This is a genomic window from Rhodococcus sp. C-2, assembly GCF_027854095.1.
GTDB classification, from domain to species: Bacteria; Actinomycetota; Actinomycetes; order Mycobacteriales; family Mycobacteriaceae; genus Rhodococcus_F; species Rhodococcus_F qingshengii.
Genome location: NZ_JAQGFI010000003.1, coordinates 458,613 through 470,451 on the forward strand (window position 1 = coordinate 458,613; position 11,839 = coordinate 470,451).

The 11,839-nt window shown below is 63.1% G+C and carries 13 protein-coding genes; 6 read left to right on the plus strand and 7 right to left on the minus strand.

Annotation, left to right across the window (positions count from 1 at the left end):
- Positions 1 to 90 precede the first annotated feature (90 nt).
- The gene (locus PCS43_RS08640) at positions 91 to 897 is read right to left on the minus strand and encodes an alpha/beta fold hydrolase (RefSeq protein ID WP_003942939.1); all 807 of its coding nucleotides are present in this window, start codon (positions 895 to 897) and stop codon (positions 91 to 93) included.
- Between the two features lie 75 nt (positions 898 to 972).
- On the opposite strand from PCS43_RS08640, the gene PCS43_RS08645 reads away from it, so the two are divergent.
- Positions 973 to 1,734 (plus strand): DUF2127 domain-containing protein, encoded by a 762-nt coding sequence (locus PCS43_RS08645; RefSeq protein ID WP_058226870.1) that lies wholly within the window; start codon positions 973 to 975, stop codon positions 1,732 to 1,734.
- On the opposite strand, the gene PCS43_RS08650 is transcribed toward PCS43_RS08645, so the two are convergent.
- Both PCS43_RS08650 and PCS43_RS08655 read right to left on the minus strand, forming a co-directional pair.
- Positions 1,718 to 2,857: a cation:proton antiporter gene (locus PCS43_RS08650; RefSeq protein WP_030536077.1), complete on the minus strand. Its 1,140-nt coding sequence runs from the start codon at positions 2,855 to 2,857 to the stop codon at positions 1,718 to 1,720. The genes PCS43_RS08645 and PCS43_RS08650 overlap by 17 nt on opposite strands.
- Positions 2,858 to 2,864: 7 nt before the next feature.
- Positions 2,865 to 3,227 (minus strand): hypothetical protein, encoded by a 363-nt coding sequence (locus PCS43_RS08655; RefSeq protein WP_058226926.1) that lies wholly within the window; start codon positions 3,225 to 3,227, stop codon positions 2,865 to 2,867.
- 272 nt (positions 3,228 to 3,499) lie between these two features.
- Here PCS43_RS08655 and PCS43_RS08660 point away from each other — a divergent pair, with 272 nt between their 5' ends.
- Positions 3,500 to 3,946: a cupredoxin domain-containing protein gene (locus tag PCS43_RS08660; RefSeq protein ID WP_003943263.1), complete on the plus strand. Its 447-nt coding sequence runs from the start codon at positions 3,500 to 3,502 to the stop codon at positions 3,944 to 3,946.
- Positions 3,947 to 4,027: 81 nt separating this feature from the next.
- Positions 4,028 to 5,818: a CocE/NonD family hydrolase gene (locus PCS43_RS08665; RefSeq protein ID WP_058226871.1), complete on the plus strand. Its 1,791-nt coding sequence runs from the start codon at positions 4,028 to 4,030 to the stop codon at positions 5,816 to 5,818.
- Between the two features lie 18 nt (positions 5,819 to 5,836).
- Here PCS43_RS08665 and paaI read toward each other — a convergent pair whose 3' ends face one another.
- From paaI to PCS43_RS08685, 4 genes are all read right to left on the minus strand, one after another.
- Entirely contained in the window at positions 5,837 to 6,205 is a 369-nt protein-coding gene (gene paaI / locus PCS43_RS08670) for a hydroxyphenylacetyl-CoA thioesterase PaaI (RefSeq protein ID WP_046380079.1), read from the minus strand.
- Positions 6,206 to 6,271: 66 nt separating this feature from the next.
- Entirely contained in the window at positions 6,272 to 6,583 is a 312-nt protein-coding gene (locus PCS43_RS08675; protein ID WP_003943191.1) for an EthD family reductase, read from the minus strand.
- Positions 6,584 to 6,589: 6 nt separating this feature from the next.
- Positions 6,590 to 8,632, minus strand: coding sequence for a phenylacetic acid degradation bifunctional protein PaaZ (gene paaZ, locus PCS43_RS08680; RefSeq protein ID WP_058226873.1), 2,043 nt, complete (start codon positions 8,630 to 8,632; stop codon positions 6,590 to 6,592).
- Between the two features lie 88 nt (positions 8,633 to 8,720).
- Entirely contained in the window at positions 8,721 to 9,332 is a 612-nt protein-coding gene (locus PCS43_RS08685; protein WP_007730612.1) for a TetR/AcrR family transcriptional regulator, read from the minus strand.
- Between the two features lie 107 nt (positions 9,333 to 9,439).
- On the opposite strand from PCS43_RS08685, the gene PCS43_RS08690 reads away from it, so the two are divergent.
- From PCS43_RS08690 to PCS43_RS08700, 3 genes are read left to right on the plus strand one after another with little or no spacing between them, the layout of a single operon-like run.
- Entirely contained in the window at positions 9,440 to 10,168 is a 729-nt protein-coding gene (locus PCS43_RS08690; RefSeq protein ID WP_058226874.1) for an enoyl-CoA hydratase/isomerase family protein, read from the plus strand.
- Positions 10,165 to 11,022: a 3-hydroxyacyl-CoA dehydrogenase family protein gene (locus PCS43_RS08695; protein ID WP_007730617.1), complete on the plus strand. Its 858-nt coding sequence runs from the start codon at positions 10,165 to 10,167 to the stop codon at positions 11,020 to 11,022. Before PCS43_RS08690 ends, PCS43_RS08695 begins: the two co-directional genes overlap by 4 nt.
- 27 nt (positions 11,023 to 11,049) lie before the next feature.
- Entirely contained in the window at positions 11,050 to 11,835 is a 786-nt protein-coding gene (locus PCS43_RS08700) for an enoyl-CoA hydratase/isomerase family protein (RefSeq protein WP_209910233.1), read from the plus strand.
- Positions 11,836 to 11,839 lie beyond the last annotated feature (4 nt).

The window sequence follows — 11,839 nt, forward strand, 5'->3', positions numbered from 1 at the left end:
GTAGGACGGCGATGAATGATCCGGACATGGCCGGATTGTCGAGTGGCTTCTATCTCATAGGACGCCGCGTCCAGCAGGTTGTCCAGCAGGTTACTGTGCGAAACTGCCGAGGAATCGTTGCAACAGTGGGTTGTACACCTCAGGGGCTTCCCAGAACGCTGCATGCCCCACACCGGGAATCACGTGATACGTGCCCTCCCAGAGATTCGCGAAGGTCAACGACGCGACATACGACGTGTTCACGAACGGGTCCTCGGCGCCGTCGATCACCGCGAGAGGCACAGACGCCGTTGCAACCAGAGCCTTCTGATCCGATTCGCGGCCGGCGCCGAATGCGTCGAACATGATCTTGCGAGCGCGTCCGTCCGTGCGTATCGCGGCGTCGAGGGCAGCCTGCTCGAAGGGAACGGCGGTCATTCGTGCGTAGAGTTCGGCTTCTTGCGCGGTGATGACCTCGGTGCCGCCGATGGACAATCCGTCGCCGGCATTGAAGGCGTCGCCGAGCGTCTCGGGATTTGCCGGCGGCGTACCGGTGATGACGATTCCGGTGAGCCCGGGGAATTTCGCGATCAACTCGAGAGCGATGTGTCCGCCGAGCGACCAGCCGACGACAACGGCTCTTTCGACGCCGAGTTCGGTCAGAACATCGACGATGGCGTCGGCGTAACCGTTCTGCGTGTATGCGGCTTCGGGATCGCTCGCGTCCTCGGAGTCGCCGTGGCCGAGTAGGTCCAGAGTGATCATGCGGTAGTCGCCGGCCCAGTCGGCGTCGACCTGATGACGGAAGATGGAGCGGCTGGCCGAGTTCCCGTGGATGAAGACAACCGGAAAACCGTCGGTGGCACTGTCGTCGACTGCCATGACGCCATGCCGGGTTTCGATCTTGGTGGTTGTCATCGGAATCCTCATCGTTCGAAGTGCACGGTCAGCGGGTATCCACGCTACCGGGCATATGCGGCATAGAGTTCACCCGTGGACTTCGCATTGCGCTCGTGCAGTTGGTACGGTCACGAGACCTACGCTCCGGACGAACCTGAGCTGCGGGATCGACTACATGTGGATACTGCGGTGGGTCAGGCGTGGCGGTGCCTACGTTGCGGCAACTTCGTCCTGGGAGCGCCCCGAGCATCGGGACCGGCGGACGCCGCCCCCGAGGTTCCGCGGGGGAGGCTGCTTCGCGACCGGTTGATCATGCGACTTCTCGCCACCGAGAGAATGTTCCGCGCTCTGGGTTTGGTTCTTCTGGCGATCGGTGTGTTCGAACTGAGATCGTCGAAGGGTCGCGCCGAGGACGCCTTCGAGAACGAATTGCCGTTGATCAGGCCACTTGCCCGTCAATTGGGCTGGAACATCGACGATTCCAAACTGGTCCATCACATCGAGCAGGCGTTTTCGTTGTCCGCTACGACGCTCACCTGGATCGCAGTCGGGCTGTTGGTCTACGCCGGCCTTCAAGTGATCGAGGCAGTCGGCCTGTGGATGGTCGAACGCTGGGGCGAGTACTTCGCGGTGGTGGCGACCAGCTTGTTCCTGCCCCTCGAAATCTACGAATTGACCGAGAAGATCACGTGGTTGAGGGCCGGGTTGCTGCTGGTGAACATCGCTGCCGTCGTATGGCTGATCTGGAGCAAGCGACTCTTCGGTGTCCGCGGCGGCGGCGCGGCGTATCACGCCGAACATTCGGAGGAGAGCTTGCTGACGGTGGAGAGGGCCGCGGTCAAGCAGGCTTCGTGAGACCAGCTTTCGACGCGGCAGCACCCGCCAGCGTTGCTGCACCGATCGTGATCATGGCGGCGAGGAGGATGGCTGCGGGTTCACCGTCGCCCATCACCCCCAATTGAGTGCCCACCGTAACTGCGGCAACCGGTACTCCCAGTTGTGCGGCGGACAGCACGCCGAGAGGGAGCGGGAGACCGAGGGCGCGTATCGCGGCGTGAACCACGAGAGTTGCTCCGCCCAAGACCAATCCGAGCCAGATGGCGGACGGATGGGTGACGAGGTCGCGCAGATTGATCGCCGCTCCCAACCAGACGAAGAAGAGGGGAGCGAAGAAGCCGTCGGTGATGGCGAAGAGCTGTTTGGCGAGGCGGCGGGGTTCACCGATCGCGGCAAGAACGAGCCCGAAGGCGAAGCCCGCGAGCATGATCGACACGTGAGTGCTCGACGCCAGCGCTGCCAGAGAAAAGAGGATCACCAGATTGATCCGGAGTTCGAGTGCAAACTTTCGTTTCTCCGAGAATTTGTGGAGCCTTCGCCAATGGCCGGACCGGTGGAAGGCTCGCAGTACGAAGAACAAGGCAACCGCACACGCCGCCACAGCCAGTGCGCCGACACCGGCACGAGGGGCATTGTCCGGATCGATCACCAAAGGCAGCGCAACAATGCAGACGGTGTCCGCGATCGCGACCTGGGCAGTCATCTGCAGAACCGAGGTTCCACCGAGCCCCAGCGAATCGACGATGGGGAGAATCAACGCCGCGGACGACGACGCGATCAGGACCGCGTACAGCGCGGCGTGACCGGTGCCGAATGCCGTCGCCGCACCGTAGCCGGCAACAACCGACAGAAGTCCGACGACAACCGAGCGAACGGCACCCTTGCCGATTGCCGCACGGACTGCCGGATCGCGAACCGGGACGTGTGAGCCGGCCACCATCATCGTGAGCGCGAATCCGATATCGGCCAGGAACGTGAAAGTCTGGTCCGAAGAGTCGAGCAGCCCGAAACCGGTGACACCGAAGACGACGCCCGCGGCAAGTTCGCCGACCACCACGGGGACATGCCAGCTGACGCGAGCGCCGAGCAGCGGGCCGAGAATGCCGGCCAGCGCGACGAGGGCAAGGATGCCGAAGGTCATCGACGACCTACGAGTTAACTGTCGAGGGTGCGATCTTCGCGGGGATGGCGGTGTTCTCGTCCACGTGGTAGCTCGCACAGACACGGTGGTAGCCGTCGGCGATCTGCGCCGGTACTCCGGCGCGGAAGTCTCCCTGCACCAGCAGGATCGGCGACAGCGCGATCCCCTTGCGGATCTTCAACAGGTCGGTAGCAACGTGTGGGTTGTCGACCGGAAGCAGAGGGAGCCCAGCAGCCCGCAGGATGTCTTTGGCCTTCTTCGAGACCAGCGTCGCCGTCTTGAGGGCGTACACGAGAGCTTGGACCTGAACCGGCGTCGCGCCCAACTGGAGGTAATCGCGGGCCGCCGGGTAGTCGTGCTCGTCCGGCAGGTCCTTCCAGAGAACGGCGGGAGCCTTCTCGGCTACCTTCGGCTCTGCTGTCTTGGGAGCCTTCGGCTGCGCTGCCTTCGACGCCTTCGGCTGGGCTGCCTTCGACGTTTTGCTCTTGGCCATCTGTGCTGTTTCCTTCAGTGTCGGTCCGCGAGTGGAGCTGGTGCAGAAATCGTGCACTATCAGCGCCGCAGGCACCACATCGGAGCTGTTTGGCCCCCTAGGCGGCGGGTAATCAGCAGACTGCGGGGGAACGAGCAGGAGGCGAAGCAATGAAGCGGATTCTCGCAGTGCTCGCAGCGCTGATCCTGGCGGTGTTCGCACTGACCGCGTGCAGTGACAACAACGATTCGTCGGACAACGATTCGGCCGATCACGACGGCATGGCGATGACCAGTATGCCGATGACCAGCATGCCGACCAGTATGTCGATGCCGAGCATGCCTCTGGGTATGTCGACGCCGGGAGCGTCGTCGATGGGAATCGTGATCAGCGGCTTCGAGTATTCGACGCCGGAGTCGGTGATGCCCGGACAGGTACTGACCATTCAGAACAACGACACCGTCGAGCACTCGGTCACGTCCGATACCGCGGGGTTGTTCAACGAGGACATCGAAGCGGGTGAGACGGAAACCATCACGGTGCCGAACGAGCCTGGAACGTACACGTTCCACTGCACCTACCACCCGAGCATGCACGGCACCTTGACGGTCAAGTAGAGGTCGGCCCGTCCGGCGTAGCTTTTGCTCCGGAAACTTCGGCGGCGCGCAGCCGATCAGGCTGGTGGAGAACAGATCCGGGTGTACGGTTTTCAGGTGCGCCGGAGAACAGCGATCAGTGTCGTCACGCTCGTGGTTTGCGCCCTCGGCTTTTCGCCGCCGGCGCTCGCGGATTCACCGAACGGCTCGTATTCGTCACAGCTGCTGTACTTCTCGGTCGATGTCGGGCCTGAACTCTCGACGCCGTGCACCGTCGTCGGTGAACTCTTTGTTCCCGATGGTGTCGACGCTGACAACCCAGCTCCCGCGATCCTGACCACCAACGGGTTCGGCGGTTCGTACAAGGACCAGATTCCGGCCCTGCAGAACTTCGCCGAGAACGGGTACGTCGGACTGACGTATTCGGGATTGGGTTTCGGCGGCTCGAGTTGCAAGATCACCCTCGACTCTCCCGCATACGACGGTGTCGCCGCTTCCCAGTTGGTCAGCTTCCTCGGCGGCCAAGAAGGGATTGCCTTCACGGATCAGGCTCTGACGCAGCCCTATCCGGCGCTCACCGCGGTGGTTCAGGACTCCGTCGATCACACCGGTGCACCGTCGACGAACGACCCGCGGGTCGGAATGACGGGTGGCTCTTACGGCGGCGGCATTCAATTCGCCGCCGCGAGTGTCGATCCCCGTATCGACACGATCATCCCCATGATCACCTGGAACGATCTCTCGTATTCCTTGGCGCCCAACAGCACGGGAATCATCTCCGGTGTGTCGACAGCGGAGCCGGGAGCCGCGAAGGTGCTCTTTGCATCGCTGCTCTTCGGCGCGGGCATCGCGAATCCCGGTGTGGACGGTTACATCGCAGATCCCGCACGGCTACCCGGCTGCCCGAACTACGTCCCTTACATGTGCAACGCGATCGCCGAGGCGGTGGTGACCGGCGACATCGGACCGCAAGTAGTGAGTGAGCTCCGAGCGTCGTCGGTCTCGTCGTTCGTCGACCGGATCAACATTCCGGTACTGCTTGCTCAGGGGCAACAGGACACCCTGTTCGATCTGAACGAGGCAACCGCGACTTACGACGCGCTGAAGGATCGTGGCGTCGATGCCAAGATGATCTGGCATTCGTGGGGGCACAGCCACTTGGCCGCTGCGCCGGGCGAGTTCAGCTTCTCCGCACCCGACGAGGATACCCAGTACGAGACCGGTCGCTTCATGGACTGGTTCGATCACTACCTCAAGGACGAGAACACCGAGACCGGCCCGGAATTCGCGTATTTCCGCAACTGGATCGACTACGAAGGAAACGCGGCACCGGCCTACGCGACGTCCGACACCGTCGATGTCGGGACCGCTCGCGCCTTCCATCTGTCCGCTGACGGGGGACTGCTACCGGACGGCACGCCGGTGATACCGGGTTCGAAGACGATCGTCACCGCACCGGCTGGGCTGCCGACGGGCGTAGAGCCACTCAATATCAATCCGGCCGGAAACATTCCGAATGCACAGATTCCGGGAACCGAGGCGCTCTGGACCACTGCGCCGATGACCGAGGCGATGGACGTGGTGGGAGCTCCCACTGTGACGCTGCGTGTTGCGGCGCCCGGACAGCCGGTGGTGTTCGCGAAACTCTACGACGTGGCTCCGGACGGAACTTCCTCGCTGATCAACGGACTCATTGCGCCCATACGCATCAGTGATCCGTCGCAGCCGGTGCCGGTGACGATGCCGGCGATAGTGCACCGATTCGAACCGGGGCATTCCGTTCGTCTGGCAATCACCGGTGGCGACATCAGTTTCCGTGGGGGACTGCAAGGTATGCCGGTGGCGATCTTCGCCGACGGGTCCGGCCCCCTCGAACTTCCCGTCGTGGGCTGATACACCGTGGGCTGAATTTCAGCGGGTGATGGTGCGACTGTCGCCGCGGAACTCGGCCACGACGGTGTCGCCATTGCGAACGGTCACGTCGTAGATCCCACTTCGGCCGCCTCGAGCCTTCTCGGTGGCGACCGCGGTCAAGGTGTCGCCCAGACGGGTCGGACGCAGAAATCTGATGTCCGCGCGCGCTGCAACGGCTGAATCCTCGTAGCCGTTGCAGGCGAGCGCAAACGCGGTGTCCGCGAGCAGGAAAACATAACCGCCGTGTGTGATTCCGTGACCGTTCACCATGGTTTCGCCCACGGTGACGGTCACGGTTGCGCTACCGGGCGCCAGCTCGGAAATCTCGATACCGAGTGCCTGCGATGCCTGGTCCGCGTCGAACATCTCTCTGGCGGTGATGCTTCCTGTACTCACGAGACAACTCCTGTGTGATCGGGAAATTGCAGGGGTCTAGAGGACCGAGACAACTTCCTGGACATACATGTCGACCGTGCCGGTGGCAAAGTTTGCGACATCTTTTCCAGCGGCGCCCATCTCCGGGGACTTCAGGCCGCTCTGCATCGTCTCGAGATCGGGAAACACGAGGTTGGCGACGGCATAGAAGACTGGATCGGAGCCGTCCAGCGTCGAGCACTTGCTGAACGTGAAGTCCGAGAGCCCTGGCACTGCGCTGGCGAGCGGGACGTGGATCTCGTTGTAGTACTTGTCGAAAGCCTCCGGATCGGTGGGGCGTCCGTAACACACTGCTACTCGATAGGTCATGTGCTTTCAATTCCCTTCGGGGCGAGTCTTGGCTACCAGAGTCAGGACGTCGTATGTCGCGACCGGATCGTTGTCCTGGTTCGTCACCACGGCGTCCCAACGAACCTCACCGTAGTCGGCGCTGCTGCGAGGTGTGATGGTCTTGGCTGTGAGGGTGACCGTCAGGCTGTCTTCGGCTTTGACCGGAGTCAGGAACCTGAGGCTGTCCACGCCGAAGTTCGCGAGAACCGGGCCGGGAGCCGGGTCGACGAACAGGCCCGCAGCGAGTGAGACAACAAGATAGCCGTGCGCGACGATGCCGCCGAAGAGTGGATTCGCCGCAGCGGCCACCGGATCGGTGTGAGCGTAGAAGGTGTCACCGGTGAACTCTGCAAAATGATCGATGTCTGCGAGTGTGACCTGGCGCGGACCGCCGACAACAGTGTCACCGATCTTCAACTCGGCGAGACTCTTTCGGAATGGATGTTCGGATCCGGTCGTGCGCTGCGATCCGGTGAACCAGCGCTCGCCGACTGCGGTGAGGACGTCGGGTGTGCCCTGTACGGCGGTCCGCTGCATGTGGTGCAGAACTCCGCGGATGCCACCCAGCTCCTCACCGCCGCCGGCACGGCCGGGACCGCCGTGTACGAGGACTGGAAGGGGAGAGCCGTGGCCGGTGGATTCCTTGGCGTCGTCGCGGTTCAGCACGAGCACTCTGCCGTGAAAAGCTGCGAGACCCAGCACCAGTCGACGTGCGATGTCGGTGTCGGCAGTGACCACCGAGGCGACGAGGCTTCCCTCGCCACGGGCCGCGAGTTCGATCGCATGATCGATGCCGTCGTATCCGATGACGGTGCTGACGGGTCCGAAGGCCTCCAGTTCGTGTACCTCGTGCGCATTCTCTTCCGCCCGGAGAAGGACTGGGGAAAGGAAGGCTCCTGACTGGCCGTCGGCACCGACCACGTCCACGTTGTCCGGGTCTCCGAATACGATGGTTGCCGACTTCGTCAGACCGCGAATGGATTTCAAGACCTCATCACGCTGTTCGATGCTGGCGAGAGCTCCCATAGTGACGCCATCAGCATCGGGGTGTCCCACGACCACTTTGTTCAGTCGCTCGGATGCGGCATCGACAACGGCGTCGACCAGCGAGACCGGGACCAGGGCGCGCCGGATCGCCGTGCACTTCTGACCAGCCTTGACCGTCATCTCGGTGACGAGTTGTTTGACGTACAAATCGAATTCGGGCGTTCCTGGTACGGCGTCCTCGCCAAGGATCGACGCGTTGAGTGAATCGGCCTCGGCATTGAAATGGACGCCCTTGCCGACGACGTTCGGGTGAGCACGCAGCGTTGCTGCGGTGTCGGCGGATCCGGTGAATGCCACTGAGTCCTGCCCGCCGAGGTGATCGAGGAGGCCGCGTGCACTACCGGAGAGCAGTTGGACGGAACCCTCTGGGAGCAAGCCTGACTCGATGATGCGCCGGAAGACGAGTTCGGTGAGATATGCCGTGGAACTGGCAGGTTTGACGATGGACGGCACCCCCGCGATGAATGCCGGTGCCAGCTTCTCCAGGAACCCCCACACCGGGAAATTGAAGGCGTTGATCTGCACGGCGACGCCGCGACGTGATGTATAGATGTGTTGCCCGAGGAAGGTTCCGCCCTTGCCGAGAGGCTCGACGTTTCCGTCCAGAAAGACTGTGCTGTCGGGCAATTCGCGCCGAGCCTTGCTCGCGTAGCTCAGCAGGGTCCCGAATCCGCCGTCGATGTCCACCCCGGAATCTCGCGTCGTCGCACCGGTGGCAGTGGAGAGTGTGTAGAACTCGGCTTTTCCTGCCATCAACGTGAGGGCGAGAGCCTTGAGCGCGCCGGCACGTTCGTGGAAGGTCATCGCGGACAGTGCAGGCCCGCCGACCTCGCGGGCGTACGTAACCATCTCGGCGAGGTCGATGCCGGTTGCGGAGATCCGGGCCACCTCCGATCCGTCCACTGCGCTCGGCAACGGGGTACCTGCGTCCGGTGCGGCGTACCACTGACCGGCCACATAGCTTTCCAACAGTCTGCTCACGACAACTCCATCTCACCGTACGTTCGGTCGGTAATTACGATCGCCCGGTAACGCCGCGTTGTCAAGGATTCGGCAGAACTGCCTGGAGTCAGGCCTTGCGAAGTCCGTCGAAAGTGACGGCGACGACCGCGTCGGCGATGTCGGAGACGGACTCACCCGCTCGGGGTTTGTACCACTCGATCAGTGAGTTGACGGTGCCGAACATCAGCTTGCTGGCGAGGGCTGGTTCGATGTCCGGGCGCAAGTCTCCCTCCGCTGCGGCGGACGCGACGAGACCTCCGACGAAGTTGTCGAATTCGCGTCGACGAGCTAGCGCGGCGCGCTCGACCGTCGTGTTGCCGCGGACGCGCAGGAGCAGGGTGACGTATGGAAGCTCTGCGACCAGCACCTCTACGCTGCGCCGGACCAGGTATTCGAGCCGGTCGATGTACGGACCGGTGGTGGCGCCCTCTTCGGTCGTGACCGCAAACAGGGCGTTGAGTGCACGCGAAAGGGCGAGTTCGAGAAGTTCTGACTTTCCGGACACATGGTGGTAGATCGAGGACTTCGTGATGCCGAGTTTCTTGGCGAGCACCTCCATGCTGGCGCCGTCGTAGCCCTTGTCGTTGAACACCTTCACGGCCACGGCCAGGAGCGAATCGAGGTCGTAGCCGGGACGTCCGGGGAGGCCGGTGCGTCGAGTGGGGCGTGCCGTAGTCATGTCCCCATCTTCTCAGTTCGGGCAAAGCTGTGCACCATCCTCGTTCTCACCCTTGCCAAACGACCGAATGTTCGGTTACTAATGGAGAAGAGCGAGAAGGAGCGAATGTGAACACCCTGCACGTGGACGAGCGCGAGGATCGCGTCGTCGTCACCCTCGACAGGCCCGCGCAACGCAATGCGATCAACGCGGAAATGATCGACGAACTGCATCAGGTTTGTGGACGCCTCGAACGGGATCCGAAGCTGCTCCTGCTTGCCGGGCGCGGAGACCACTTCGCGGGCGGCGCTGACATCGCGGAGCTCCGAGCGCGCGGACGAGAGGAAGCGTTTGCGGGTATCAACCGGACCCTGTTCGACCGTATCGGAAAGCTCCCGCTGCCCACCGTGGCCGCCGTGAGCGGCTATGCGCTCGGCGGCGGGGCAGAGTTGACCTACGCCTGTGACATTCGCGTCGCGACAACGACGGCGGTCTTCGGTAATCCCGAGCCCAATCTCGGCATAATGGCAGCCGCCGGCGCCAGCTATCGATTGCCGAAGCTCGTCGGCGTCTCGATCGCGAAGCAGATGCTCCTCGGTGCCAGGAACCTCGACGCCGAGCAGGCGCTACGAGCGGGCCTGGTTGTCGAGGTAACCGAACCGAACTGCCACGTCGACGCAGCGCATCGGCTGCTCGACCGCATTTCCCGACTGTCCCCGCTGGCACTGCGATTGACCAAGATCATCGTCGATGCGCCGGGATCGCATCCGTTTGCCGACGACATCGCCCAGGCCGTCCTGTTCGAGAGTTCGGACAAGCGCGATCGCATGACGGCCTTCCTGGAGAAGAAATCATGACTGAAGCAGTTGCACCGAAGACCGTCGGAGTCATCGGCGGTGGACGCATGGGTGCGGGTATCGCCCAGGTGTTCGCCAGTCTCGGCGGGGCGGTCACCATCGCGGAGAGTGGCGACACCGCGGCCGCGTTGCAGCGTGTTTCCGCCGGCCTCGACAGAGCTCACGAGCGAGGGAAACTCGACGACCAGGACCCCGCGACGGTGCTGGCGCGCGTGAGCACCGTGGACGCAGTGACCTCGTTGCCACCGTCGCTCGACCTGATCGTCGAGGCGGTCCCGGAAATTGCGGCCCTCAAGGTCGAGGTGCTCGCCGCTGCGGAAACCGTTGCCGGAGAAAGCACCGTGATCGCCAGTAACACCAGTTCCATGTCGATCGCCGAACTCGGCGCAGCGCTGACGGATCCGGGCCGGTTCATCGGTATGCACTTCTTCAATCCAGTCCCGGCGTCGCTGTTGGTCGAGATCGTCCGGGCGCCTCAGACCCGCCCCGAGGTTGTCGACTCGGTACGAGCATGGGTGTCGATGCTCGGCAAAGCCGAGGTGCTCGTCAACGACTCACCTGGTTTTGCAACCAGCCGGCTTGGTGTCGGTCTCGGGCTCGAAGCCATCCGCATGCTCGAAGAGGGTGTGGCGGACGCGGAATCGATCGACCGAGCAATGGAATTGGGGTATCGGCATCCGATGGGCCCGCTGCGTTCGACAGATCTGGTCGGGTTGGATGTGCGCCTGGCGATCGCCGAACACCTCGCGAGCACGCTCGGTGATCGATTTGCACCTCCAGCACTGCTGCGAGAGAAGGTGGCTCGCGGCGAGTTGGGGCGCAAGACGGGACAGGGTTTTCACACATGGAGCTGAACCGAACTGCCTGCGAAAGGAACATCGATGACTGACGTGATTCGCTTGGAGATCGAGCGAGGTTTGGCGACAATCACTCTCGACCGACCCAAGGCCGCCAATGCCGTCAACGGCGAAATGAAGTCTCAGCTGCTCGAAGCGTTGCTGCAGGTCCACACGGACGCAGAGGTTCGAGCGGTGTTGATTCTCGCCGAAGGCAAGAACTTCTGCGTCGGTCAGGATCTGGGCGAGCACGCTGCAGCGTTGGATGCTGATCCGGCGCACGCGATGGATACCGTCGAGGCGCACTACAACCCCATGGTCACGGCGCTGTCGACGCTCTCTGTCCCGGTCGTGGTGGGTATCGGCGGTGCCTGCGTCGGGGCCGGGTTGGGAATCGCGTTGGCCGGAGACATCCGTGTCGTGGGGGCTCGCGCGAGCTTTGCGACGGCATTCACCGGCATCGGTCTGGCCAGTGACTCCGGGCTCAGTCATGCGCTCGTGCACGCGCTCGGACCTAGCCGCGCCAGTGGCCTGATGTTGCTCGGCGACAAGTTCGACGCGCAGAGCGCGCTGGAGTGGGGCTTGGTTCATCGCGTGGTGGCCGACGAGGACGTCGCAGCTGAGGCTCGGGTACTCGCGCGTCGGCTTGCCGACGGACCCACCGCGGCCTTCGCCCACGTGAAATCGCTGATCCGTGCCGTTGCTCCTGGGCTTTCCCAGACGCTGGCGGCCGAGGCGAACGCACAGGTGGAGCTGGGTTCCACGGCAGATCATCGAGGCGCAGTCACGGCTTTCCTGTCGAAGCAGAAGCCGGTTTTCGGGGGCCGCTGATTTC

Bases quoted from the DNA above. Each gene is read 5' to 3' on its own strand.
- PCS43_RS08640 (WP_003942939.1), bottom strand. From the start codon at position 897: ATGACAACCACCAAGATCGAAACCCGGCATGGCGTCATGGCAGTCGAC.
- PCS43_RS08650 (WP_030536077.1), bottom strand. From the start codon at position 2,857: ATGACCTTCGGCATCCTTGCCCTCGTCGCGCTGGCCGGCATTCTCGGC.
- PCS43_RS08660 (WP_003943263.1), top strand. From the start codon at position 3,500: ATGAAGCGGATTCTCGCAGTGCTCGCAGCGCTGATCCTGGCGGTGTTC.
- paaI (WP_046380079.1), bottom strand. From the start codon at position 6,205: ATGTTCGACGCGGACCAGGCATCGCAGGCACTCGGTATCGAGATTTCC.
- PCS43_RS08675 (WP_003943191.1), bottom strand. From the start codon at position 6,583: ATGACCTATCGAGTAGCAGTGTGTTACGGACGCCCCACCGATCCGGAG.
- PCS43_RS08685 (WP_007730612.1), bottom strand. From the start codon at position 9,332: ATGACTACGGCACGCCCCACTCGACGCACCGGCCTCCCCGGACGTCCC.
- PCS43_RS08695 (WP_007730617.1), top strand. From the start codon at position 10,165: ATGACTGAAGCAGTTGCACCGAAGACCGTCGGAGTCATCGGCGGTGGA.
- PCS43_RS08700 (WP_209910233.1), top strand. From the start codon at position 11,050: ATGACTGACGTGATTCGCTTGGAGATCGAGCGAGGTTTGGCGACAATC.